General features: G+C 65.7%; 22 protein-coding genes and 1 pseudogene. 15 read left to right on the top strand and 8 right to left on the bottom strand.

Translation table 11 applies throughout. The features are described 5' to 3' along the window. Nucleotides 1-53: 53 nt before the first annotated feature. The 5 genes from ABEI27_RS13385 to ABEI27_RS13365 are packed head-to-tail and all read left to right on the top strand — an operon-like array spanning nucleotide 54 to nucleotide 2,313. Nucleotides 54-335 carry a 50S ribosomal protein L44e gene (locus ABEI27_RS13385; RefSeq protein WP_089764417.1) on the top strand — a complete coding sequence of 94 codons (282 nt, stop codon included), beginning with the start codon at nucleotides 54-56 and terminating at the stop codon, nucleotides 333-335. Between the two features lie 2 nt (nucleotides 336-337). Then, nucleotides 338-523, top strand: coding sequence for a 30S ribosomal protein S27e (locus ABEI27_RS13380; protein WP_375799902.1), 186 nt, complete (start codon nucleotides 338-340; stop codon nucleotides 521-523). Nucleotides 524-547: 24 nt separating this feature from the next. After that, on the top strand, nucleotides 548-1,345 hold the full coding sequence (locus ABEI27_RS13375; protein ID WP_375799901.1) for a translation initiation factor IF-2 subunit alpha: 798 nt from the start codon (nucleotides 548-550) through the stop codon (nucleotides 1,343-1,345). Nucleotides 1,346-1,367: 22 nt separating this feature from the next. Then, nucleotides 1,368-1,550, top strand: coding sequence for an RNA-protein complex protein Nop10 (locus tag ABEI27_RS13370; protein WP_375799900.1), 183 nt, complete (start codon nucleotides 1,368-1,370; stop codon nucleotides 1,548-1,550). 4 nt (nucleotides 1,551-1,554) lie between these two features. Further along, entirely contained in the window at nucleotides 1,555-2,313 is a 759-nt protein-coding gene (locus tag ABEI27_RS13365; protein ID WP_375799899.1) for a proteasome assembly chaperone family protein, read from the top strand. A 640-nt stretch (nucleotides 2,314-2,953) separates the two neighbouring features. Here the strand turns inward: ABEI27_RS13365 and ABEI27_RS13360 are convergent. Next, on the bottom strand, nucleotides 2,954-3,853 hold the full coding sequence (locus ABEI27_RS13360) for a PhzF family phenazine biosynthesis protein (RefSeq protein WP_375799898.1): 900 nt from the start codon (nucleotides 3,851-3,853) through the stop codon (nucleotides 2,954-2,956). 114 nt (nucleotides 3,854-3,967) lie between these two features. On the opposite strand from ABEI27_RS13360, the gene ABEI27_RS13355 reads away from it, so the two are divergent. The 3 genes from ABEI27_RS13355 to mtnP all read left to right on the top strand — a co-directional run bounded on the left by ABEI27_RS13355 (nucleotide 3,968) and on the right by mtnP (nucleotide 6,826). Beyond that, a complete protein-coding gene (locus ABEI27_RS13355) occupies nucleotides 3,968-4,675 on the top strand; it encodes a phosphoribosyltransferase (RefSeq protein ID WP_375799897.1) in 708 nt (235 codons plus the stop codon). Nucleotides 4,676-4,758: 83 nt separating this feature from the next. Further along, on the top strand, nucleotides 4,759-5,715 hold the full coding sequence (locus ABEI27_RS13350; RefSeq protein WP_375799896.1) for an AEC family transporter: 957 nt from the start codon (nucleotides 4,759-4,761) through the stop codon (nucleotides 5,713-5,715). Nucleotides 5,716-5,965: 250 nt separating this feature from the next. Then, nucleotides 5,966-6,826, top strand: a complete 861-nt coding sequence (gene mtnP, locus ABEI27_RS13345; RefSeq protein ID WP_375799895.1) for an S-methyl-5'-thioadenosine phosphorylase — start codon at nucleotides 5,966-5,968, stop codon at nucleotides 6,824-6,826. Nucleotides 6,827-6,958: 132 nt separating this feature from the next. Here the strand turns inward: mtnP and ABEI27_RS13340 are convergent, their stop codons facing one another. The 5 genes and pseudogenes from ABEI27_RS13340 to ABEI27_RS13320 all read right to left on the bottom strand — a co-directional run bounded on the left by ABEI27_RS13340 (nucleotide 6,959) and on the right by ABEI27_RS13320 (nucleotide 13,078). Next, nucleotides 6,959-7,939 carry a segregation/condensation protein A gene (locus ABEI27_RS13340; RefSeq protein ID WP_375799894.1) on the bottom strand — a complete coding sequence of 327 codons (981 nt, stop codon included), beginning with the start codon at nucleotides 7,937-7,939 and terminating at the stop codon, nucleotides 6,959-6,961. A 28-nt stretch (nucleotides 7,940-7,967) separates the two neighbouring features. Continuing rightward, nucleotides 7,968-11,531 (bottom strand): annotated as a pseudogene (smc, locus tag ABEI27_RS13335) (chromosome segregation protein SMC); the annotation flags it as partial. A gap of 29 nt (nucleotides 11,532-11,560) precedes the next feature. After that, nucleotides 11,561-12,040, bottom strand: a complete 480-nt coding sequence (locus tag ABEI27_RS13330; protein ID WP_375799892.1) for a hypothetical protein — start codon at nucleotides 12,038-12,040, stop codon at nucleotides 11,561-11,563. Nucleotides 12,041-12,286: 246 nt separating this feature from the next. After that, nucleotides 12,287-12,799, bottom strand: a complete 513-nt coding sequence (locus ABEI27_RS13325; protein ID WP_375799930.1) for a hypothetical protein — start codon at nucleotides 12,797-12,799, stop codon at nucleotides 12,287-12,289. Nucleotides 12,800-12,808: 9 nt separating this feature from the next. Beyond that, a complete protein-coding gene (locus ABEI27_RS13320; protein WP_375799891.1) occupies nucleotides 12,809-13,078 on the bottom strand; it encodes a hypothetical protein in 270 nt (89 codons plus the stop codon). 134 nt (nucleotides 13,079-13,212) lie between these two features. Here ABEI27_RS13320 and ABEI27_RS13315 point away from each other — a divergent pair, with 134 nt between their 5' ends. The 7 genes from ABEI27_RS13315 (at nucleotide 13,213) to ABEI27_RS13285 (ending at nucleotide 22,045) form a co-directional block, all read left to right on the top strand. Then, a complete protein-coding gene (locus tag ABEI27_RS13315; protein ID WP_375799890.1) occupies nucleotides 13,213-13,983 on the top strand; it encodes a hypothetical protein in 771 nt (256 codons plus the stop codon). A 170-nt stretch (nucleotides 13,984-14,153) separates the two neighbouring features. Then, a complete protein-coding gene (gene gatB / locus ABEI27_RS13310; protein ID WP_375799889.1) occupies nucleotides 14,154-15,644 on the top strand; it encodes an Asp-tRNA(Asn)/Glu-tRNA(Gln) amidotransferase subunit GatB in 1,491 nt (496 codons plus the stop codon). Nucleotides 15,645-15,766: 122 nt separating this feature from the next. Then, a complete protein-coding gene (locus ABEI27_RS13305; RefSeq protein ID WP_375799888.1) occupies nucleotides 15,767-16,009 on the top strand; it encodes a sulfurtransferase TusA family protein in 243 nt (80 codons plus the stop codon). A 6-nt stretch (nucleotides 16,010-16,015) separates the two neighbouring features. Further along, a complete protein-coding gene (locus ABEI27_RS13300; protein ID WP_375799887.1) occupies nucleotides 16,016-17,158 on the top strand; it encodes an NAD(P)/FAD-dependent oxidoreductase in 1,143 nt (380 codons plus the stop codon). Further along, a complete protein-coding gene (locus tag ABEI27_RS13295) occupies nucleotides 17,159-17,818 on the top strand; it encodes a DUF1641 domain-containing protein (protein WP_375799886.1) in 660 nt (219 codons plus the stop codon). A gap of 109 nt (nucleotides 17,819-17,927) precedes the next feature. After that, a complete protein-coding gene (locus ABEI27_RS13290) occupies nucleotides 17,928-20,450 on the top strand; it encodes a DNA topoisomerase I (protein WP_375799885.1) in 2,523 nt (840 codons plus the stop codon). Between the two features lie 299 nt (nucleotides 20,451-20,749). Beyond that, nucleotides 20,750-22,045 (top strand): MFS transporter, encoded by a 1,296-nt coding sequence (locus tag ABEI27_RS13285; RefSeq protein ID WP_375799884.1) that lies wholly within the window; start codon nucleotides 20,750-20,752, stop codon nucleotides 22,043-22,045. A gap of 6 nt (nucleotides 22,046-22,051) precedes the next feature. Here the strand turns inward: ABEI27_RS13285 and ABEI27_RS13280 are convergent, their stop codons facing one another. Further along, the gene (locus ABEI27_RS13280; RefSeq protein WP_375799883.1) at nucleotides 22,052-22,960 is read right to left on the bottom strand and encodes a hypothetical protein; all 909 of its coding nucleotides are present in this window, start codon (nucleotides 22,958-22,960) and stop codon (nucleotides 22,052-22,054) included. 79 nt (nucleotides 22,961-23,039) lie between these two features. Then, complete coding sequence (locus ABEI27_RS13275) at nucleotides 23,040-25,058, bottom strand: hypothetical protein (protein ID WP_375799882.1); 2,019 nt, start codon at nucleotides 25,056-25,058, stop codon at nucleotides 23,040-23,042. Nucleotides 25,059-25,144 lie beyond the last annotated feature (86 nt).

Below are 25,144 nucleotides of genomic sequence, written 5' to 3'. Positions count from 1 at the left end.
GAACCAAACGGGTTTTAACTGACGCTGTCAAAACAACGCCAAGGTCGATATCTATGGAAATGCCACGCCGATTCAATACGTACTGCCCGAACTGTGACGGGCACCACGAGCACGAGGTTGAGAAGGTCCGGACGGGCCGCTCAACCGGGATGAAGTGGAACGCGCGACAGACTCGCCGCGGCAAGGCGGTCATCGGGAACGCCGGGAAGTTCTCGAAGGTTCCCGGTGGCGACAAGCCGACGAAGAAGACCCACCTGAAGTACATCTGCGCGGACTGCGGCAAGGCCCATATGCGCGAGGGCTGGCGCGCCGGGCGACTCACGTTCCAGGAGTAACGATGGCCGGGAACTTCTACCGCGTCCGGTGCCCGGACTGCGACAACGAACAGGTCATCTTCGGCAAAGCGTCGACCGCCGTCAACTGTGCCGTCTGCGGCACGACGCTCGCGACGCCGACTGGCGGCGACGCAACGCTCCACGGCGAAGTCGTCGAAACAGTCGAACGCCGCGCCACCGAGGCGTAACACTCCCGTCAGAGGCTTCAATATATGCAGTACAGCGGCTGGCCCGACGCAGGCGAGCTCATCGTCGGCGAAGTCGACGAAATAACGGACTTCGGCGTCTTTGTCGACCTCGACGAGTACGAGAACAAGCGCGGCCTCTGCCACATCAGCGAGGTCGCGAGCGGTTGGATCAAGAACGTCCGCGATCACGTCCGTCAGGGACAGACAGTCGTTGCGAAAGTGCTGGAGGTCGACGAGGGGTCCCAGCAGATCGACCTCTCGATCAAGGACGTCAACGAACACCAGCGCAAAGAGAAGATCCAGGAGTGGAAGAACCAGCAGAAGGCCGACAACTGGATGGAGGTCGCCTTCGGCGACGACATCGACGACGAACGCTACAGCGCCGTTGCGAACGCCATCCTCGCGGAGTTCGAGTCCCTCTACGACGGCTTCGAGTCCGCGGCGATTCACGGTACCGACGCGCTCGACGAAGTCGATCTCGACGACGAGGAGATCGAAGCCATCGTGGACACGGCCCGGCAGAACGTCTCGGTCCCCTACGTGAACGTCACCGGCTACGTCGATCTCCGCTGTCCCGTTGGTGACGGCGTCGACCGCATCAAGGAGGCGCTCCAGGCCGCCGAGGGCGACGGCGTCCCCGAGGAGATCGACCTGGAGGTCACCTACGTCGGCGCGCCCGAGTACCGGATCCGGGTGCAGGCGCCCGACTACAAGACCGCCGAGGACGCGCTCGAATCCGCTGCTGACCGCGCCAGCGAGTCGATCGCCGCCGACGGTGGTATCGCGGAGTACCACCGCGAGCGAAACGAGGACGAAGAGTAACCACGCGCTGTTTTTTCGAGAGATGAAATCCGACATCCGGGTTTGTGCGGTCTGGCGCGACGCCCACGACCGCCCAGTGTACACGCTCTCAGACACCTGTCCGGAGTGCGGGGCCGACGCGGAGAACTCCGCACCCGCCCCGTTCGACCCAGAAGACGCCTACGGAGAGTACCGACGCGCTCTTAAACGCCGCGGCCGCGAATGAGGGTATGGACGACATCGAGGTCGAGACGCTCGAAGAGCCCACGCTCCGGAATCCAGTCCTGATCGAGGGACTGCCGGGAGTCGGGCACGTCGGGAAGTTGGCCGCAGAGCATCTGTTGGAGGAGTTCGACTCCGAGATGGTCGCCCGGGTCTACTCGGACGAGTTCCCGCCGCAGGTCGGTGTCGATGACGACGGCGTCACCTCGCTGGCCTGCGCTGAGTTTCACGCCGTCGAGACCGACGGACGAGACCTTCTCGTCCTCACGGGCGACCACCAGGCGCAGTCACACTCGGGTCACTACCACCTCACGGACGCCTTTCTCGATCTCGCCGCGTCGTTCGACGTGAGCAGCATTTACGCGCTCGGTGGCGTGCCGACGGGCGAACTCGTCGAGGAGCCGGATGTACTGGGCGCGGTCAACGACGCCGAGACGGTCGATGAACTGACCGACGCCGGCGTGAAGTTCCGCGACGGCGAACCAGCCGGCGGGATCGTCGGCGTCAGCGGTCTGCTGTTAGGCCTCGGTGAGCGCCGAGCGCTCTCGGGAGCGTGTCTGATGGGCGAGACCAGCGGCTACCTCGTCGACCCCACAAGCGCGCAAGCCGTACTTGAGGTCCTGGAGACGGTGCTCGGCTTCGAGGTCGGCTACGACTCTCTCGAGGAGCGCGCCGAGGAAATGAAGGAAGTCGCCGAGAAAATCCAGGAGATGCAGAGCCAACAGCAGGGGATGCCGACCGACGACGACCTGCGGTACATCGGCTGACGCCTGCCATCCCTGTCACCGAGACGGCCGATCCTAGTTTCTCTACTCACGAAGGAGACCCGCCCGACAGCTTGTCGAGGGCGCTGCCGGCCGCGTGCGGCGTACACGAGGCACAGTCCACCGACGAGTTTGGCGAGCCAAAACGAGTCGTACAGCCACTGCTCGAGCACCGGCGCGTGGGTCAACGTCGTGACACGCAGCCGATACACGGTGTCGTTTTGTGGGACGCACGGGTGTTCGGCGGGTCGGTCCCAGTCGCCTCCCCACGTTCGGTAGGTGGCGCTCGCACACCTGTGGTCGACGGCCCGTTGCGCCACCGTCGGTGTTATAGTAGCGGTTGCGACTGATTGCACAGCCGATCGCACGCAGTCGTGCGATCGAGTGGCCGAAGACTTGCAACCGCTACGATACCTCGGCCGGCACGGAAGCGTTCCGAAAGATCTGTGCTGCGGGGACCGGTTGGAATATGACAGCGAGCGTCCCGTTGTCGACGGTCCCCCGACGCCCGGACGTACCGCTGTCCAAAACGAGGGAGGTGTCGGGGTCAGAGAGGTCCACTTCCTGCGGTTCCACGTCTGTCCCGTTCGATGATCGCGACGCTGGTAGAGCGAGTAGGCGACGGCCACCGGAACAGCAGGATTCAGGCCTCCAGGATGTCGTCGTCCTCGTCGTCGGGGACCGTGAACGTGCCGTCGAGGGAGGTCACACCACGGCCGCCGATGCGGACCTCGGTCGTCGCCTTGACGCGGATCCGACCCGGACGGTCGAGGAAGTGGCCCTGCTCGAAGACCATCTCCGCCGGGAAGTCGTCGAACGCGCCGACCTCGCGGAGGTACGCACCGCAGGCTCCCGCTGCGGTCCCAGTGACCGGATCCTCGGCGATCCCGAGCGACGGCGCGAACGCCCGTGCGTGGAGCGTGGCGTCGCCTTCGAGCGTATCGAAGGTGAACGCGTAGACACCGGCAGCGCCGTACTCGCCCGCGAGTTCTTCGATCGCGCCAGCGGCCGGTGACGCCTGGCTCAGGTTCTCGAGGAAGTTCACGGGGACGAGCAGGAAGGGGAGCCCGGTCGAGGCGACCGCGATTGGCGCGTCAGCGCCGACATCCCGGAGCGCCGCCGGGTCGATACCCAGCGCTGCCCCGAGGCGGTTGTAGTCGGGAGAGATTCGCTCGATAGTCGGTCGGTCCTGGCTCATCCAGATGGTGCCGTCCGCCTCGATCTCCACGTCGAGCACCCCGACGTTCGTCCCGACGGTCCCCTCGCCAGGGTCGATCGCTCCGGAGTCGTGCAGGTGTGCGTGCGCCGCAATCGTCGCGTGGCCGCAGAGATCCACTTCCTGTGTCGGCGAAAAGTATCGCAGTCGGCGGTCGGCGGTCGCCGACGAGCGCACGAATGCGGTCTCGCTCACGGCGAGTTCGCGGGCGATCGCCTGCATCTGTGCGTCCGAAAGGTCGTCGGCCTCGGGCACGACGCCAGCGGCGTTCCCGGCCAGCGGTTCGGTGGCGAAGGCGTCGACGAGCAGCGCGCGACGGGTGTCCATACCCGTTCGAGGCGGTGTCGGGTGAAAAATCCTACCGGGTGACCCGACGGGGCCGCCTGAGACGAACAGATTAAATCGTCGGCCGGCCCGTACTCCGAACGGTGACAGCACGCTATGGGTGACCTGCCCGATCACTTCAATTGCACGATCACTAACTGGGAGTACATCTACGGGCTCTGCCGCGACGTCAGCGACCAGGTCAGAGCGGCCGATTTCGAACCGGATGTCGTCGTCGCCCTGGCCCGTGGTGGCTGGTTCGCAGGGCGGTGTACCTGCGACTTCCTCGGCCTCGACGACCTCACGAGTCTGAAGATGGAACACTACGTCGGCACCGCCGAGAAGTCCGACGAACCGGAGGTTCGCTATCCAATGCCCGAAGGAAGCGTCAAAGACAAAGACGTCCTCATCATCGACGACATCGCCGACACCGGGGGGTCGATCGAACGAGCCTACGAGTACGTAACCGACCGCGACGCGGGCGAGGTCCGAACGGCGACGCTCCAGTTGCTTCAGACGAGCGTGTTCGAGCCGGACTTCGTCGGCGAACGGCTGACGGAATGGACCTGGGTCGTCTACCCCTGGAACTTCATCGAAGATATGATCGACCTGATCTCCGGCGTAATGGCCGAGGCTGACGAGGAGACCTTCGCGACCGAGGACATCCGGCACTTCCTCTCGGAGTTCCACTCGGTGGACCGGATCGAGATGGAGATCGCGCAACCCGGTCGGATGGACGAGGTGATGGCCGAGATGGAGCGCCGCGGCGTCGCCGAGGCGGTCAGCACGGAGCAGTGGCGACTCACCGACGGCAGCGAGTCGTAGCGGCGTCCGCCGCCACGCATCGCTGGGCAGCTCAGTTACCTGCGGATCGAAGCGTTTGAGTAGCGACTGTCGGTTTCTCCGCTGTGGTCTCTCTTGTCTCCGTCTTCGCGACAGCCATTCTCCCTATCCTCGTCGTCGGTGGCGTCGGTTATCTGCTCGGCCGATTTCGGACCGTGGATACGGATGCGATCAACACGCTTCTGATCTACGTGTTCGTTCCGGCACTGATCTTTCACAGCCTCACGACGACGACGCTGGCGCAGTCGACACTCGCGCGGATCACCGTCGCAATCCTGCTTTTTCACGCCCTTGCGATCGCTGTCGCGGAGGCCGCCGGCCGCCTCTTCGGCGCGTCGAAGGCGGCGCTCGCGGCCATCGTCATAGTCACGGCGTTCCCCAACACGGGCAACTACGGCGTCCCCGTCTCGAACTTCGCGTTCGGCGCGATGGGGCGGGCGACGGCTGTGGTCTACCTATCGGTACAGTCCGTGCTCATCTGGACTGTCGGCGTCTACATCGCATCGCGCGGGAACGCCGAAAGTCGCCTCGACGGCGTCAAGCGCGTCTTCAGCGTCCCGCTGGTGTACGCGGTTGTGGCTGCACTCCTCGCCCGCGGCCTCGGCGTGGTGCCGCCAGCCGGTTCGACCGCGATGTCGACGGTCCAACTCGTCGGCGACGCGTCGATTCCGGTGATGTTGCTCCTGTTGGGGATTCAACTCGCCCGAACCGACGTCGGTTCGACGCTCTCGGCAGTCGGCGGCGTCGTGGCCCTGAAGATGGTCGTCGCGCCGCTGCTCGGTATCGGCGTCGCGCTCGCCGTGGGGTTCACCGAACCGGCCGTCGCGCGGACGTTCGTAATCGAATCCGCGATGCCTTCGGCAGTGACGACCGTTATCCTCGCCGCGGAGTTCTCCGAGGGGGAGGTGGCCGGCGTCGCGGTCACGGAGTTCGTCTCGACGGCCATCTTTGCAACCACGCTCGTCTCTGTGGTCACACTGACGGCGCTCATCGCGCTCCTGCAGAGCGGCGTCGTGGTGTGAGTGTCGTCCCCAGTCCGTGATTCGACCCGAGGCGGACTGCGCGACGACGATAAATCGAGTAGGTGGCGAACAGTCGGCACCATCGGGTCGTGAGCCGTCCCGCGTCGAGGTGCCGAACAACCGCGTTCGACGCGGGGCTGTTGTCAGCGCATAGCGCCTCTGGCCGCGTGATCGCTTATAAACGTTCGTCCGGGCGTCCGCCGCGAGCCAGGACCCACGGATTTTAGCGCTCGCGGCCGAACTGTCGCCTATGGCTATCGGATTCATCGGCGGGAGCGGAATCTACGACGCCCTCCCCCTACAGGACACGCGCGATGTCGATATCGACACGCCGTTCGGGAAGCCCTCGGCCCCGCTGACGGTCGGGGAGTTCGGCGACACCGGTCGCGAAGTCGCGTTCGTTCCCCGACACGGTGCCGATCACGAGTACTCGCCCACGACCCTGCCTTACCGGGCAAACGTGTTCGCGCTGAAGAAACTCGGCGTCACCCACATCATCGCCTCGAACGCCGTCGGGAGCCTTCGGGAGGACCTCCCGCCGCAGACGCTCGTGCTCCCGGATCAGGTCTACGACCGGACCAAGCACCGGGATCTGACGTTCTTCGACAGGGACGTCGTCGTCCACCAGCAGTTCGCCGAACCGTACTGCGCCGAACTGAACGGAATCCTCGCCGACGCCGCCGAATCGGCGAGCGACCCCGACGTCGTCCGCGGCGGCACGTACGTCTGCATCGAGGGGCCGCAGTTCTCCACGCGCGCCGAGAGCGAATTCTACCGCTCGCAGGGCTGGGACATCATCGGGATGACCACCATTCCGGAGGCGAAACTGGCCCGCGAGGCCGAGATGGCGTACGCGACGATCACCGGCGTCACCGACTACGACGTCTGGAAGAAAGACAGCGAGGTCTCTCTGGAGGAGGTTCTGGAGAACGCCGCCGCGAACGAGACCGCGATCAAAGAGGCCGTCGAGGCCGCAATCGGATCGATCCCCGAAGATCACGAGTGCGACTGTCACACGGCGCTCGCGGGCACGATCAACACGCCAGACGAGGCCATCCCCGAGCCGACGAAGGCCGACTTGGAGCCGCTGCTCGGCGCGTACGTGGAGTAGATCAGCCGGCTGAACGTCGCTCTGAGAGTCTGGATTCGGTCCGCCGATCTCAGTCGGCGGCGGCTGGAATGTGAGGCCTCCCCTGTGGTTTCAGTCGGCGGCGGCCGGAGCGGAAGGCCTTTTCTGCCGATTTCAGTCGTCGTCGGCGGCCGGAACGGGAGCCTCTCTGTTCGCCTCCGCGTCGCCGCCCGTCGCCGCCGCTGCGACGGCGTCAGGGTCGCGGATCCAGAGGTCGCCGAAGAGGTCGTCCTGCTGCAGGTGGAGTTCGCCGCGATGGGAGAGAAAGAGCAGGGCGAGATACGTCGTCACCGGGGTCGCCGCGGCGTCAGCGACCTCCGCGAAGAGGACCTCCTCGCGGCCGTTCTCGTAGCGGGCCGAGACAGCCTCGTGCACCGAGGCGATCGACGTCTCGATGTCCTCGTTGTGCGCCGTGTCGGTCACGTCGGCCGCTGTCGGTTCGTCCGCTCCACGGAACTCGTCGGCAGAGCGGTAATCCAGCGTCTGGGTGCCGCGCTGACCGCCCCGCGGCGACTCGGAGGTGTCGTACTCGCGGCGGCGCTTCCACCACGACTCCCGTTCTGCCTCGCGGAGTTCCCGGACCAGTTCGTCCAGCGTCTCCGGCGACCCGCGGGCCTGTTTCCGGTCGAGGCGGCGGTCTATCTCGGCTTCGAGCGCGTCGACGGGGTCGAACCCCGGAGCGGCAGCCCCGTCGTCGCCGCCGGCGATGGGGCCGCTCCCGCCGCGTTCGAGTGCCTCCTCCCACGGCTCGAGTTCGTCCTCTTCGTCGTCGGGTTCGAGCAGCGCGTCGCTCTTCATCCGCAGGAGAACCGCGGCGTAGAAGAGCGCCCGCCCCGACGTGCGGAGATCGGTCTCGTCCAACCGGTCGAGGAACGCGTCGGTCGCTTCGACGAGGTCGACGTCCCAGGGGTCGATCTCGCCCTCCTCGGCCAACTGGACGAGCAGTTCGACGGGTTCGACCTCGTCCCCGTCGACGTCGTCGCTCCCGACGGGAGGATCGCCCGGTCCGCCGGGGTCGGTATCGCCACTGAGTCCGCGAGTGAGTCCGTTCGTTCCGGGCGTCGCAGAGCCAGTTGAACCGGCGGGATCAGTCATCGGCGGGCACCTCCGGCTCCTCGCGGTCACCCAGTTGGATCCCGGTGACGGCGCTGACGTTGTCGCCCTGCATCGTCACGCCGATCGCGCGCTCGGAGCGCTCTAGGAGCGCCGAACGGTGCGAGACGACGACGAACTGCGCGTCCGCCGAGAGGTCGTCGACCATCTGCCCAACACGCTCGGCGTTGGCGGCGTCGAGGAACGCGTCGATCTCGTCGAGCGCGTAGAACGGCGCGGGGTTGTGCCGCTGGATCGCGAAGATGAACGCCAGGGCAGTGAGGGACTTCTCTCCGCCGGACATCGCGTTCAGCCGCTGGATCGGCTTGTCGCCGGGTTGGGCTTTCATCGTCAGTCCGCCCTCGAAGGGATCATCGGGGTCCTCGAGGTGGAGTTCGCCCGTGCCGTCAGAGAGGCGCTCGAAGATGTCCGTGAAGTTCTCATTGATCGCGTCGAAGGCGGTCATAAACGTCTGTTTCTTCTGCGCCTCGAAGCGGTCGATTCGGTCTTCGATCGCCTCCCGCTCTTCGACGAGGATGTCGCGGCGCTCCTGGAGGTCGTCTAAGTCCGCTTTCACGTCGTCGTACTCGTCGATTGCGAGCATATTCACCGGTTCGAGCGCCTCCATCTCCTCGGTCAGCCGCTCGATCTCGGCTTCGACCTCGTCGTGGTCGGGAATCTCCTCGGGGTCGTACTCGCCGACTTCGGCTTCGAGTTCAGCGATCTCCCAGGAGAGTCGCTCGGCGGTGTCTTCGAGCGAGTCGAGGTTCGACTCAATGCGGTCGACGGTGTCGCGCTTCTCGTCGCGATCGGTCTTGGCCTCGCGCAGTGTCGCCTGCAGATCCGACCGTTCGGCCTTGAGATCTTCGAGTTCAGCCTCCAGTTCTTTGACGGCTTCGCGCTTCGCCTCGAGTTCCGCCTCGTGCGCTTCGATCTCGGCTTCCTTCTCGCGGATGGCGTCGCGGGCGTCGGCCTTCCGCTCTTGGGCGCTCTCGATTGCCTCTTCGAGGTCCTCGATTGCGTCCTCGGCGTACTCCTTCTCCAGTCCGAGTTCGTTGAGTCGCCCGTCGAGGTCGTCCATCCGGTCTTCCTTCTCGCCGATCTCCGCGCGGATCTCGTCGGCACGGCCCGTGAGTTCGGGGATCTTCGAGTCGGCGAGTTCGTCCCCCAGGTCGTCGATGTCGGCTTCGACGGCGTCGATGTCGGCCTCATAGTCGTCGATCTCCGCGTCCACTCCCCGCATCTCCGCATCCACCTCTGCCCGCTCTTCGCGGAGGTCTTCGATCTCCGCCGACAGTTCCTCGATCGTCCGCTCCGCGTCCGTGACGGCCGACTCGGCGTCCTCGATGTCGGCCTGGACCTCGCGGACGCGCTCGCGGGCATCGGCAGCGCGCCCACGGGCGTCCTCGATGTCCTCGTCGAGTTCCCGGATCTCCGCCTGAAGCCCCCGTCGTTCGTCTTCGAGGGTCTCGATCTCCTCGGCGAGCCGTTCGAGGCGGCCGTTGCCGGACTTCGAGAACGAGTATCGCGACCCGCCGCCGGACCCGCCGGTCATCGCGCCCGAGCGCTCGACGAGGTCGCCGTCGAGCGTCACCATCCGGTAGTCGCCCATCAGGTCCCGCGCGGTCTGCATATCTTCGACGACGAGCGTGGACCCGAGCACGTATGAAAAAACCGAGTCGTACTCGCTGTCGTAGTCGACGAGGTTCCGCGCGAAGTCGACGACGCCAGGGTGTGGCGGCATCGACGGGAGCCCACGATCGTCCATCTTCGTGATCGGGAGGAACGTCGCCCGGCCGGCGTTCCGCGATTTCAGGTAGTCGATGCAGTCGGAGCCGACGCCGTCATTATCGACAACGACGTGTGCGAGTCGGCCGCCGGCGGCCGTCTCACAGGCGGTCGCGTACTCGCCACCGACCGCGCCCAACTGACCGACTGTGCCGTGGACGCCCCCTTTCGAGGCGTTGAGGATCGTCGTCACCGCCCGCGGCCAGGAGTTGTCGCCGTCGTCGCCCGCACGGGCCTCCAGCGTCGCGTACTCGGACTGTTTGGATTGGATCTCCTCGACGACATCGTCGAGAGCGGATTTCAGGTCGGCCTTCTCCTCTTGCAGGTCGTCGACGACGCCCTCGATCTTCGATTCGTTCTTTTCGGCCTTGTCCAGTTCTGAGTGGAGGTCCGAGACCTCCGCTTTCAGGTCCGGGAGCCGCTTGCGCAGGTCGTCGATCTCCGATTCGAGGTCGTCGACCTCGCTGGCGCGGCGACGCGTCTCGTCGAGGAGTCGATCTTTCTTCCGCTGGCTCTCGTTTCGCTCGGTCTTCAACTCCTCGAGCCGTTCTTTCTTCGATTCCAGTTCGGATTTCAGTTCGTCGTACTCGGTGTCGACGTTCTCGATCTCGGCTTTCACCTCCGCGAGATCGGTCTCCAGCGATCCGATGTCGGATTTGACCGACGCCTTTTCGACTTTGACCGAGCGGATCGCCTCGTCGAGTTCCTCGATTGTCTCCTGCTTGCGGTCGAGTTGGACGAACGCCTCCCGCCGGTCGCTCTCGGCGTCGTCGATCCGCTCCTCGGCGGCCTCGATCTCGTTTTCGACCCGGCTGATCTCCCCTTTGATCTCCTCGATCTCGGCTTTGATGCGGAGTTGCTCGTCTTCGCCCTTCCGCTCGATCTCTTTCGTCAGATCGTCGAGTTCGTCTTCTAAACGGGTGACGCGGCCCTCGCGACGGTCCAGTTCCGCGCGCTCGTCAGCCAGATCGTCCTCCGCCGATTCGACCTTCGCTTCGGCTGCAGCGAGGTCGTCGCGTTTGTCTTCGAGTTCGGCCGCTTTCTTGTAACTCTCGTACGCCTCGCGCTCCTCGCGGAGCGACTGGTATTCCAGCGCGGTCTCCCGTTCGTCCGCCAACTGATCGAGCCGCGTCTCCTTCTCCTCGATCCGGAGGTCCGCCTCCTCGATCCGATCTTCGACCGCTTCGAGTTCCTCGAAGGCGTCCGCCTTTTTCGCGTCGAACTCCGCGACGCCGGCGATCTCGTCGATGATGCCCCGGCGCTGGTACGGCGTCATATTGATGATCTCGGTCACGTCACCCTGCATCACGACGTTGTACCCTTCAGGAGTGATGCCGGCCTGCGCGAGGAGATCCTGGATGTCAGAGAGGTTACACGCCCGGCCATTGAGATAGTAGTAGGAGTAGTAGTTTTCCTCAGTCTCCTTGACGCGCCGTCTGACGCTGATCTCGGAGACGTCGCCCACGTCCTCGCTACCGGCCGCGTTGACGACTTGCGAGCGGTCCAGCGTCTGGTCCCCGTTGTCGAGGATCACCGTGACGGTGGCCTCTTTGGGCCCGGACTGCGATCCGGTTCCTCCGCCGTCGCTGCCGTCGGCGTGACCGGGATTGTAGATCAGATCTGTGAGTTTCTCCGCGCGGATGCCGCGCGTCCGCGCGAGGCCCAGGGCGAAGAGCACGCCGTCGATGATGTTCGACTTCCCGGAGCCGTTCGGCCCGGTAACGACGGTGAAGTCCTCGTAAAACGGAATCTCGGTGGTCCGCCCGAAGCTCTTGAAACCGTCGAGGACGAGCTTTTTGATATGCATAGATTGCTCGTAGCGGGCGGAAAGCCCGATTATGCGACGATGATGTCGTCGTCTTCGGCCGCCGCCTCGTCTGCCTCCTCGTCGCCGTCGGCCTTATTACCGTCGCCGCCGGGTTCGGCGGTCGCCGATGCCTCACTGGGGATCGGATCGGCGGAATCGGCGTCGATGAAGTCCGCGTCGTCGGCCGTCTGCGCGGAGGTCTCGCGGCGAGACTTCTTTTGCGCCTGCGACTCGCTGAGCGGCCCTCTCGCCTCCGTCGACACCGGTTCGTTCGCTTCTGCCGGCTGGCTGGCCGACGCGGACTGGTCGTTCGTCGCTGCGGACGATGCGGCGTCGTCGTCCGCCGGCTCGTGACCGACCGGACGGGTCCCGGTTGCGAGGTCGACCTCGACTTCCTCTTCGAGGAGGCGGACTCGCTCTTTCGTCTCGACGAGCTCTTCTGTCAGACCGTTGACTGCAGCCTGCAACTCGGCGACCTTGGACTCGAGTTCCTCCACGCGGTTGCTCATAGGGTAGATAGGCCATCTCCGCCCACATAAACGTACGTCAGACATCTACCTAAAAAATGATAGCTCTTTTGAATGTGTGAATCCGGCTCACAGAGCGGGACCGGCGCCGACGTGGCTACCGAAGCTGTCGGTCGAAGAAGCCGCTCGTCCACTGGCGGACGAACGCTCGCTGCGTCGCGTGGACGTTGTGGCCGGCGTCCGGGCAACGACGCACTCCGCCTGAACGTCGTGGGCCTCAAGCAGGTCCTATGAGAGTTCTGACGCCATCGGCGGTACGACGGCGTCCTCCTCGCCGTGGCGTAAGAGCATCCGTGGGTGGCTGTCGCGGCCGTCGCCGCGCTGTGCGCCATCGGCGCCTGCGTCGGCGGCGTCACCGCTCTGAGCGTGGCCCGCACCGTCGTCCGAGGGGGTCGCCGATCCGCCGGATCCGAGGTAGGTTGACGGCGACGCTCGCGTCCACACGTCGGGGACGGCCTCTCGGTCCCCGACGAGTCCGTCGATCTCTGACTGATGTTCGAGCGCGTCGGTGCCCGCCACGTCTGCGATGGCCGCGAGTGCGTCGCTCACGGTGGTGGGGTCGGTGAGGGTGTCGATCCCCTCGAACTCGGTCTGCCGCAGCGCAAGCGACGCGTCGTCGTGGGTCAGCGCCGCCAGAACGGACAAGTGCGCGCCCGCAGCGTGGCCGAGCGCGCCGGTCAGTGCAGAATCGACGCCGATTTCGTCGGCGAACGCCCGCAGCCACCGGATCGACGCCTCCAGATCGCGGATCTACGCGTGAAAGGTGGCCGCGTCGCTGCCGCGGTACTCGGGGACGGCACAGACGTGGCCGAGCGTCTGTCGTGCGAGGTCGTCTCGGTCGGGCGCTCGCCAGTCGCGGGCCGGGACGAGGACGACCGTAGCACGGCGGGCGGCCGACGGGGCCGCGTGCGCTGGATCCCAGGTCCCCGGTCGGTAGAGGCCGAGGCGAAGCGACCGCTCGCTCGGCATCGCAAACGGGAGCCCGCGGTCGACGCGCGGTGCGTCGCCGAAGACGTTCATCGCTCATCCCGTCGCTGCGGGCCGTAGAATAGGTTTCGCTTCGGGGCCTTCGACGCCGCCTCAGTACGGAAATGCCGCACTGACCGCAGAACGCACGTGGGAGATTTTATGTGTTATGTCGTGATTTTTGCATTATGTCGATCAGTATCGGCGAGATCGTCCGAACCGGATACGACCGAACCGTCACCCGAAACGGACTGCTGTTCGCCGCGATCCTGTTCGTGATCGCCGTGCTCGACGCGGTGTTCTCAGTGGGAGCGGCACAGCGCACGGTGCCGTTCAACGAGATGGGACCGGCAGGGACAGCGCCCGTTTCGGATTTCGCTGGAGGCGTCCCCCCGGTATCGCTGGGGCTCCCACCAGCGATCGCGAACCCGGTATCGTGGCTGCTCGGACTCGTTTCGATCGTGGTCACGATCGCCGCGATTCGGACGTTCGTGACCGACGAGACCGAGGCACTGCCACGGGAGTATTTCACTGAAGACCTCCTGTGGCCGGTGATAAACCTGATCGTCGGGAGCATCGTCTTCGGGATCGCTGTCTCCGTCGGATTCTTTCTGCTGGTCGTCCCGGGGCTGTTTCTCCTCGTGAGCCTCTTTTTATGGGGGGTGCTTGTCGCCGTCGAGGGCGACAACTTCGTCGAGGGGTTCAGACGCAGCTGGGGGCTGACGGGGGGCCGACGACTGCGGTTGCTCGCGCTGGGGGTCGTCGTCATTGCTGTCGCCCTGGCTGTGAGCATCGCGTTCGCGATTCCGGGTTCCGTGCTGCCGGGTGCTGTCGGATTCCTATTCGAGGAGGTCGGTTCGGCGCTCGTCAGCGTCTTCGTCCTGGCCGTCGTTGCGGAGACGTACAATCAACTCTCAGCGGCGGCTGAGGGACCAGCGACGAAGGCAGTCATCGAGTAGTCGTACCCGACACGAGCCAGTAGAGACACCTAATCGGCCCGATATCCGGTTGCCGATTGGCCGAACACCTCGCGAAGACATCGGAGTCGGTGTCCGCGTGGTATTTTACTCCATCGTGCCGCCCCCTCGTCCCGTTAGCCTTTAGCCGCGCTGCGTCGAACCACGCGGTAATGACCGCGAAGGCGCTCTCGAAGGGCGATCTCGCCACCGTCATCGGGCTGGAGGTCCACGTCCAACTCGAGACGGACACGAAGATCTTCTGTGGGTGTTCGACCGAATCGGCCGACGACGAGGACCCGAACAGCCGGACCTGTCCGGTCTGTCTGGGGTTACCGGGCGCGCTCCCCGTCCTGAACGAGGGGGCCGTCGAGGCCGCCGTGAAGGTGGGTAAGGCGCTCGACGCCGACGTGGCCGAGCACACCCGGTTCCACCGGAAGAACTACTACTACCCCGACCTGCCCAAGAATTTCCAGATCACGCAGTACGACGCCCCGATCTGTGCGGACGGCAGCCTCGAAGTCGCCGTCGAGGGCGAGCGCCGCGAGATCGGCATCGAGCGCGCACACTTGGAGGAGGACCCCGGCAGCCTCCAGCACAAGGGCGGGAGCATCGACACCGCCGACTACACGCTCGTCGACTACAATCGGGCGGGGACGCCGCTGATGGAGATCGTCACGAGGCCGGACTTCCGCAGTCCGCAAGAGACGCGAGCCTTCCTGGCGAAACTGGAGGAAGTGCTGGAGTATCTGGCTGTCTTCGATTCGACGCGCGACGGATCGCTCCGCGTCGACGCCAACATCTCACTCGTGCCCGAAGAGGCGGTCGAAGACGACGGCTCGATCGCCGTCGAGTCGCTCGAAGCGGCCAACCGGACCGAAGTGAAGAACATCTCCAGTCACAAGGGCGCAGAGCAGGCGCTCGCCTATGAGGTGACGCGACAAAAAAACGCGGTCCAGCGCGGACGCGCGGTCGAACAGGAGACGCGGCACTGGGACGAAGCGCGGGGGATCACGGTCTCGATGCGCTCGAAGGAAGAAGAGAAGGACTACCGGTACTTCCGCGAGGCCGACCTGCCGCCGCTCGAGGTGTCCGACTGGAAGGCGAAGATCGACATCCCGGAACTCCCCGATGCCCGTCGGGAACGCTTCCGCGAGGAGTACGGCCTCGACGCCGAGTCGGCCGCGAAACTGACCTCGACGAAGGAGGTCGCAGACTTCTTCGAGGACGTCGCCGAGGCGTTCGATCCCGACCTGGCAGCGACGTGGGTCGCGGACAATCTGTTGGGCGAACTGAACTACCGCGATATGGCGATCACCGACGTCGACCACCGTCTCGATGAGTTCACACGGCTGGTCGAACTCGTCGACGCCGGCGAGATCACGACGAAGAACGCCGAGGAAATCGTCCTCAGGCGGATGCTCGATGACGGCACCGACCCCGACGCGATTATCGACGCCGAGGGACTCGGGACGGCCGACGACGACGAGGTCGCGGTCGCTGTCACGGAGGCAATCGAAGAGAATCCCGACGCCGTCGGGGACTACCACGCCGGCGAGGGCGGCGCGATCAACTTCCTCGTCGGCCAGGTTATGCAAAAAACCGGCGGAAGTGCCGATCCGGGCGACGTGAACCAGTTGCTCCGCGACGAACTCGACGAGTAGGCGTTCGACCCACGGTGTCTTCGTTCGCTCATCCACCTGTGGCCGTTTCGCGTTCCGTTCGTTCTTATTATATTGGAATTGTTGTACAATACTAATAGGGAGGCGTCACAACAACCACCTGTATGAGCGACACGATCCTCGAAGCCGACGAGACAGTCGACGCGCGAGGCGCGACCTGTCCCGGCCCGCTGATGGACCTCATCGGCGCCATCCGCGGGGCGGAGACGGGGGCCCTAATCCGACTGTTGAGCGACAACGACCAGTCGCTCACCGACGTCCCGGAGTGGGCCGACGAGTCCGGAAACGACGTCCTCGCCACCCAAGAGACCGACGACTACTACGAGATCTACGTGGAGAAGGCGTGATGCACGATGACTGAACACATCGCCATCGTCGGAGGCGGAACCGGCGGGACCGTGCTCGCCAACGACCTCGCCGACCGTCTCCGCGCCGAACTCGATGCGGGCGACGTGCGCGTCACGCTGGTCAACGACGGCCCGGACCACGTCTACAAGCCGGTGTGGCTGTACGTCCCGTTCGGACAGCGTGAACCTGCCGACGGGCGGCGGCCGCTCGCGGCGTTGGTCGACGACGCTATCGACCTCCGGATCGACCGCGTGACCGACATCGACACCGACGCACAGGCACTCCAGTTTCGCGAGGGCGACAGCGAGATTTACGACCACCTCGTCCTCGCGACGGGATCGACGCTCGCGCCCGATGAGATCCCCGGGCTCAACGACGCTGGTCACGACTACTACAGCGAGTCGGGCGCGACGGCGCTCCGGGAGGAACTGCTCTCGTTCACCGAGGGGCGGATCGTCCTGAGCGTCATCGGGACGCCGCATATGTGCCCGGCCGCGCCGCTGGAGTTCGTGTTTATGCTCGACGGCTGGTTCCGCGAGCGGGGCTGCCGCGAGGACGTCGAGATCACCTACACCTATCCGATCCAGCGCGTCCACGGCAACCCCCACATCGCGGAGTGGGCGCGGCCGCTGCTGGACGAGCGCGACATCGAGGTGGAGACGTTCTTCAACGCCAACGCGGTCGATCCCGACGCGCAGGCCCTCTCGTCGATGGAGGGGACCGAACTCGACTACGACCTCCTCGTGTCGATCCCGCCGCATCGCGGCGTCGAGTTGATCGCCGAGGCCGGACTGGGCGACGACGGGTGGGTCGACGTCGACAGACACACGCTCGAAGCGACCGGCACACAGAACGTCTACGCGCTCGGCGACACCGCCGACACGGGCGTTCCCAACGCGGGGAGCGTCGCGCACTACCAGGCCGGGATCGTCGGCCGGCGCCTCGCCAGCGAGGTCCACGACCGTCCGGCGACGGCGACGTACGACGGCAAGACGCTCTGCTTCATCGAGACGGGGATGGACAGCGCCTCGTTCGTGGAGTTCGACTACGAGAACCCGCCGTCGCCGGCCCCACCGTCCCAGAAGCTCCACTGGTCGAAACTCGGCTACAACGAGGCCTACTGGCTCACCGCACGGGGGTTGCTGTAGATGGCCGACGCCGAACCTGACAGCGCCGGCGAAGCGCCCCTCGAACTCGACCACGACGACCTCGAAGCCGCAATCGAGGAGAACCCCGAGGCGGTCGCCGCGTTCGTCCGGCGACTCGACGCGGTGAACGAACTGCTGGATGTCCTCGCGCTCGGCGAGCGCGCGCTCTCCGACGAGATGGCGCGCGAACTCGCATCCACGGGGGCGACCCTGGCTGAATCGGCCGACGGCCTCGCGACCGACGGGACTGTCGCCCTGGCCGAGACGGTCGGCGAAAACGGGGCGGAACTCGGCGACGCGCTAGAGACCGTGTTCGAACTGCAACAGAGCGGCACGCTCGACGACCTGGCCGAACTCGCGTCCGTCCTCTCGCTGCTATCGAGCGCCCTCGACGACGAGATGGTCCGCTCGCTGGCCGGGACGGGCGCAGCCCTGGGTGAGGTGGCGCAGACGGCGAGCGACGACGACGTCCGGAACGGACTCGAAACCGTGCTGGGCAGCGTCGCAGAGGCCGGGCGAGAACCGACCGAGCAGGTCGGCGCGGTCGGCCTGCTGAAGGCGACGCGCGATTCCGACGTCCGGTATGGACTGGGCTACGTCCTCGCGCTGGCCGGAGCCATCGGCCGGGCGCAGTCCAACGACGCGTCCGGGTCCCAGTGAACGGGTTGCCCACGCCACGGGCTGTTCCGCGCGCACGAGCGCGCTGTCCGGCGGTTTGCTCGTCCGCGCCACGAAAGGTTTAGGCCTACCCCTCGCATATCGCTGCCCAATGAGCCAGGGGCCGGAGCTGATCATCACCGAGAAGGACAACGCCGCTCGGCGGATCGCTGACATCCTGAGTGGCGGGTCCGCCGAGGCCGACCGTCGAAGCGGTGTGAACGTCTACAAGTGGGGTGGCAAGCGCTGTATCGGTCTCTCGGGGCACGTCGTCGGCGTCGACTTCCCGCCGGAGTACAACGACTGGCGCGACGTCGAACCCGTCGAACTGATCAACGCGCCGATCGACAAGCACCCGACCCAGGAGGACATCGTCTCGACGCTCCGGCTGCTCGCGCGGAAAGCGGGGCGCGTCGTCATCGCGACAGACTACGACCGCGAGGGCGAACTCATCGGCAAGGAGGCCTACGAACTGGTCAGAGAAGTCAACAAGGCGGTTCCTGTCGATCGGGTCCGCTTCTCGTCGATCACCGAAAACGAGGTCACAGAGGCGTTCGCCAACCCCGACGAACTCGATTTCGACCTCGCGGCCGCCGGCGAGGCGCGCCAGATCGTCGATCTCGTGTGGGGGGCGGCGTTGACGCGGTTCCTCTCGCTATCGGCCCGCCAACTGGGCGACGACTTCATCTCCGTCGGGCGGGTCCAAGGTCCGACGCTGAAACTCATCGTCGACCGCGAGCGTGAGATCGAAGCGTTCGATCCCGAGAACTACTGGGAACTGTTTGCCGACCTCGAAAAGCGCAATGAGGACGCGGATGGCTCGTTCGAGGCGCAGTACTTCTACCTCGACGACAACAGCAACGAAGCCGAGCGCGTCTGGGCGGAAGACGCCGCCGAGAGCGCGTACGAGACCCTGGTGGCAGCGTCGTCGGCGACCGTCGACTCAGTCCGCCGTCGGACCCGGACCGACGAGCCCCCAGCGCCGTTCAATACGACCCAGTTTATCCGTGCAGCGGGGTCGCTCGGCTACTCCGCGCAGCGGGCGATGAGCATCGCCGAGGACCTCTACACTGCCGGCTACCTCACATATCCTCGAACCGACAACACGGTCTACCCGGACGACCTCGACCCCCGAGAACTGCTGGACTCATTCACCGGGACCCGGTCGTTCGGCGACGACGCGCAGTCGCTGTTGGAGCAGGAGTCGATCGAACCCACGGCGGGCGACGAGGAGACCACCGATCACCCGCCGATTCACCCCACCGGGGAACTCCCGGGCCGCACGGACCTCAGCGAAGACGAGTGGGAGGTCTACGAACTCGTCGTACGGCGCTTCTTCGCGACGGTTGCCGAGTCGGCCACCTGGGAACACCTGCGCGTGGTGGCGACCGTCGCAGACGACCTCTCGCTAAAGGCGAACGGCAAGCGCCTGCTCGAACCGGGCTATCACGCGGTCTATCCGTACTCCAACGCCAGTGAGTCGTTCGTGCCTGACGTCGTCGAGGGCGAAGAACTGGCCGTCACCGACACCAACTTCGAGGCGAAACAGACCCAGCCACCGCGGCGCTACGGCCAGTCGCGGCTCATCGAGACGATGGAGGAGATGGGCATCGGAACCAAGGCGACCCGCCACGACGTCATTCAGAAGCTCTACGACCGCGGATACATCGAGAGCGACCCGCCGCAGCCGACCCGACTAGCCCGCGCCGTCGTCGAGGCGTCCGAGGAGTTCGCCGACCGGATCGTGAGCGAGGAGATGACCGCGCAACTGGAGGCGGATATGCAGGCCATCTCCCGCGGCGAGTCCACCTTAGAGGAGGTCACCGAGGCGTCCCGCGAGATCCTCGAGTCGGTCTTCGAGGGGCTGATGGAGTCCGGCGACGAGGTCGGCGAGCACCTCCAGAAGTCGCTGAAGGCCGACAAGACGGTCGGAGAGTGTCCCGAGTGCGGCAGCGACCTCGTGATCAGAAAGAGCCGGCAAGGGTCGTACTTCATCGGCTGTGACGCCTACCCGGACTGCGAGCATACCCTTCCGCTGCCGTCGACCGGCAAACCGCTGCTTTTGGAGGAGACCTGCGAGGATCACGGTCTCCACCACATCAAGATGCTGGCCGGGCGCAAGACCTTCGTCCACGGTTGTCCGCTGTGCAAGGCCGAGGCGGCCGACGAACAGGAAGACGAGGTGATCGGGCCGTGTCCGAACTGCCACGCGGAGCACGGGGGCGAACTGGCGATCAAGCGCCTTCGATCGGGGTCGAGACTGGTCGGGTGTACGCGGTACCCGGACTGCGACTACTCGCTGCCGCTGCCCCGCCGCGGTGACGTCGAGGTGACAGACGAGATCTGCGAGGACCACGACCTCCCGGAGGTTCGGATCACCTACGAGGACGACGACGACCCCTGGGAGCTCGGCTGTCCCATCTGCAACTACCGCGAGTACCAGGCCGAACAGAGCGAGAGCGGAACCGGCCTGGAGAGCGTCAACGGCATCGGCGCGAAGACCGCAGAGAAACTGAAAGACGCCGGAGTCGAAGACGTCGATTCGCTGAAGTCCGCCGAACCCGACTCGATAGCCGAACAGGTCGACGGTGTGGGCCCCGACACCGTGCGGGAGTGGCAGACAGAGGCCGACTGAGGCGATCCAGGTCGCGACGCAGGCGGTCGATCAGCGTCCGAAAGTCGGCTCTGTCGCTGAGCGACGATGATGACACATCTCTCATTTCCGTAGTGAGTCGATAACGGTTCTGTAGCGGCGTCACAGGGTCGACATATTGACGAGTTGCCGCCGCATCGAGTGCACGCAGTCACCGAAGTCGCGGCTGCCGCTTTTGAAACGCACTTCCGTCCGGACGGCCTTGTCGGACGTATGTGGCTATCGTTGCGATCGACGGCATTTTCGGAAGGTCGCCCCCGGAGCGGGAGTGAGGGGGGCGAATGATCCAGAACACCGACAGTCGCGTGATCGCGCTCGGCCTCGCACGGATGGCCGACGCGCTCGGGAACTCGTTTCTCATCATCGTCCTACCGCTCTACATCGCCAGCGGACAGGTGTCGATCGACGCCCTCGTCGGCGGTCAGGTCCTCGGATTCGTCGTCGGCGAGGAGTTCCTGATCGGTCTCGTCCTCTCGCTGTTCGGCTTTCTCAACAGTTTCGGCCAGCCCTTCACCGGACGGGTCTCGGATCGGCTGGGTCGGCGCAAGGCGTTCGTCCTCTTCGGCCTGGTGCTGTTCGCAATCGGTAGCGTCGCATACCCCTTCTTGAGCAACTACTGGTCGGTCGTCGTCGCTCGGGGGTTCCAAGGCGTTGGGGCTGCGTTCAGTGTTCCGGCGACAGTGGCACTCGTCAACGACTACGCGCGCTCGGACAGCGAGCGCGGCGGCAACTTCGGCGTGTTCAACACCTTCCGGCTGATCGGCTTCGGCTTCGGGCCGATCGTCGCCGGGATCGTCATCCGGTTCGGCCCCTACGCCACGCCGCTCGGCACGCTCTCGGGGTTCAACGCGGCGTTCGGCATCGCCGTGCTCGGGGCGCTGGTGAGTTTCGCGCTCGTCTACGCGCTGGTGAACGATCCCCCGTCGATCGACGCCGAGGCGGGCGACGATCTCTCGGTCCGGATTCTCGAAGGCGAGGGCCCGGGTGCGCTTGATTCGGTCTTCGTCCTCGGCCTCGGGACGTTCTTTATGGCGACGACAATTGCGCTGTTCGCACCGCTCGAGGCCCCCATCCGCGCCCGGTTGGGCGAGGGGACCTTCCTGTTCAGCGTTCAGTTCGCCGCCGTGGTCATCGCGAACGTCCTGTTGCAGATCCCGATCGGGAACGCCAGCGACACCTACGGTCGTCGCCCCTTCCTGCTGGCGGGGTTCGTCATCCTGATTCCGTCGGTGCTCGCGCAGGGGTACGTCTCGACGCCACTGACGATGCTGGCGTCGCGGTTGCTCCAGGGCGTCGCGGTTGCACTCGTGTTTGCACCCTCGCTAGCGCTCGCAGGCGATCTCGCGCGGAAGGGACGGTCAGGGACCACGCTCTCGATACTGACGATGGCGTTCAGCCTCGGCATCGCCGTCGGCCCGCTCGCGTCCGGGTTCCTGTACAATGTCGGCAGCCTGGAGACGCCGTTCACCGTCGGGGCGGCCGCGGCGGTGCTGGCGCTGTTGCTCGTGTACACGCAGGTCCGCGAATCGCTGTCGGACGAACCGGGCGGGCCCGCGACGCCGACACCAGAAGACTGATCGCGATCAGACGGGGATCTCGGTCTCGTGAGCGTCAGCCGAAAGCGCCTCGCGAACCTCGGCGGCGGCGGCGAGATCGCGCGCCTCGATGACGTTCTCCATCAGAACGGTCTCGGAGGGAAAGAGGTGTTCACCCAGAATCAGGCCGTGGTTCCGCGCGGTCGACCCGGTCATCGTCAGGTAGACGCCGAGTCCAACATCGGCGATTGCGGCTTCCTCCTCTCTATCGTCGTCGGGGTACGCGAAGGTGATGTTCTCCAGAGGGCGCGTCCCGAGGACGGCCTCGACGAGGCGCTCGTACCGGGGCGAGATGCAGAGCCGACCTTCGTAGTCGGCGACGAACCCGCGATCCAGTTCCGCACCCGGTGGCAGGACTTCCGGGCGGGCCATCAGCGTGTGATACACCGTGTCACCGAGTCCCGAGACGACGCGGACGTCGGTGTCCATCGGATCGATCCGGGCGTTGACATCACTGATCGACGCGACGCCCTCTGGTTCGAGTTCGACGACCTCCTCTAAGACGAGATCGGCGCTGTCGAAGCCGAGCGCGAACTCGTGTGTCCGCAGCGCGCGAAACGGCTCCTCGCGGCCGACGAACTGCACCGGAATGCCGGCGACGTCGACCGTGAGGCTGTCGAAGACGATTCGCCGAGGCATCCCGTCCCGTTGATCGCGGAGGAGCGTGTACTCCGGAGCGTAGGCGTCTTCGAGGTCGGAGTACGTCGCGAGCCGCTGGTAGACGTCCGCCGCGGGTTCCGTGTTACCCTTCGTGATCGCCTTCTCGTGGCGCAGCGTCGAGATGATCTCGTCGGCCTGCTCCGACCGATCGCTGACGTCTGCGACGCGCTCGAGGACGGCTTCGAGGGGACGACCCTTGCGTGGGACGGCGACGCGAATCGCCTCCGTCTGACTCATTATCGGTGTCACGCGACGGCGCGCTAAACCGATTGCGCTTCGACGGAGCGCAGGAGAACCGAGCCGACCGCGGGCGGGATCATTCGTCGTCGCTCGGGCCGGGACCGAACGCGCTGTTGAGCCGTTCGCGGAACTCCATCAGCACCTCGATGTCGGACTCGACGGACTCGAGGCGGTCGAGTTCCGCCGAGAGTGAATCGATCTCCGCGCGGAGGTCGGCGACGTCGGCATCGATCGACTCGCGGGTATCGACGATGTCGGCGTCGAGGGCGGCGATGTCCTCGCGTACGTCACCGACCTCCTCGTCGAGGGTGGCAACCCGGTCGTCCGTCGCCGCGAGTCCGCCGGCCACCTCGTCCACGTCGGAAGCCACGTCGTCGACGTCGTCCGCGAGCGCGTCTACATCCGCGGCGACATCGGAGACGTCCCGGTCGACGTCGTCGAGACGGCCCTCGATCGCGTCGGCTTGCTCCCGGAGATCAGCGACCCCGGCCGCGGCGGCAGTAGCAGTCTCGTCGACGTCTGTGAGTTCCGACTCGGTCTCGTCGATGCGGCTGTCTACCTCGTCGACGTCCCTGCGGACCGCAGAGATGTCGTCGCGGATCGACGCTCGGTCAGCTTCGGCCGCGCTGATCTCCGCACGGAGGTCGTCGAGTTCGTCCGCAACATCTGAGAGTTCGGTGTCGACGCGCTCGACGAGTTCCGCACCGGTTCCTTCCTCGTCGATGAACTCCGCAATCGCGTCGGCGTAGGCGTTGAGGTCCTCCATCTGCGCCTGGATGCGGCGGATCCGCACGTCGGCGCTGCGCGGGAGTCCGGCGTCGGTCTCGCGACGGAGCGTCTCGAGGTCGCTGTCGTCGACTTCGCCGGCCCTGATCTCTGCGGCGAGCGTCGCGGCGAGTCCACGCTCGGACGCCACAACGTCGGTGTCGGCTTCGGACTCCGCAGCGGTTCCGGCGACGGTGGTCGCTGCGGCCGCGTCTGCCTCGACGTCGGTCTCGGCTTCTATGTCGACGTAGTCGTCTTCGACCGTCGGTTCGCCTGCGTCCGATTCTACCGCGTCTGCGTCCGCGTTGGCCTCGGTCGGTTCGGCCTCCGATCCCTCCGCCGCGCTGGGTTCAGATTCGGTGGCTTCCGCCGCCGCGCTGGATGCTGTCTCGTGGGCTTCCTCTACCGTACTAGGTTCAGGCTCGGCCGCCCCAGCAGCGGCCGCGGATTCGGCGTCTGCCGGAGCGTCGGCGTCGGTCGCCGCTTCGTCCACAGTGATCGGTCGCACTGTCGGCTCCTCCGTCGGCCTGACCGCGGGCGTCACGTCGGAGGTGACAGACCGGGGCATCGGAGTCGATGTGTCGCTGGGCTCGACGGCGGGAGCTGGTTCGCTGCCGTCGGTCTCGGCCGCTGAGTCGGCCTCGACAGCCGAGTCTGCGTCGGACCCCTCCTCTTCGGAGGCGGCGTCGTGCGCTTCGGGTGATACGTCTGCTGGTTCAGCGTCGGGAGCGTCGTCGAGATCGCTCTCGGGCGCTGGTGTGTCTTCGACGACCGGCTCGTCGGCGGCGTCCACGTCGACAGCGGGATCGTCCGCTACTGTGGGTTCGGCTGGCTCGCCACCCGCCGGTTCGGCGTCGCCAGCGAGTTGACCGCGGCCCTGTAGCGCGTCGCGGACGAGTTGGCTCCGATCCGAACCCAGGATGTCTTCGACGTTCGAGCCGCGCTCCTCGGGCGTCTCGTCCGGGTGTGGGGGTCGTTCGAGAATCGGCTCGCCGAGGAACCGTTCGACATCGCTCGAACCCTCCAGGCGGATCCCGTACACTGTGGTGACGCGCTCTGTCGGTTCGAGCGTCCGCTCGTACTCGACGCGGTGGTCCTTGTACGCGGTCCAGTTCTCACTCTCGTAGTCGGGGTGGAACCCGACTCCCTCCATCGGGAACTCTTCGGGGATGGTGTCGATGATGCGGATGTGAACGGGGTCGTCGCTCTCGGATACCAATCGGAACTTGATCGCTGGAACGGGAAAATCCTCGCCGGCGAACGTTTTCTCGACGCGTACCTCCTCGTCGGAGACGGAAACCGTCCGGTTGGCGTCGGGGTCGTGGCTCATACGGCTTCGTACCCGAACAGTTCACATAAAACAACCGGGGAAAATACCGCGTTTGAGAACTCGGAGCAAGTCTTTTTCTGTTATCC

Origin of the sequence: Halobellus sp. (assembly GCF_042218505.1) — an archaeon.
In the GTDB taxonomy this organism is placed as follows: Archaea; Halobacteriota; Halobacteria; order Halobacteriales; family Haloferacaceae; genus Haloquadratum.
This window is presented reverse-complemented; position numbering and strand designations above follow the sequence as displayed.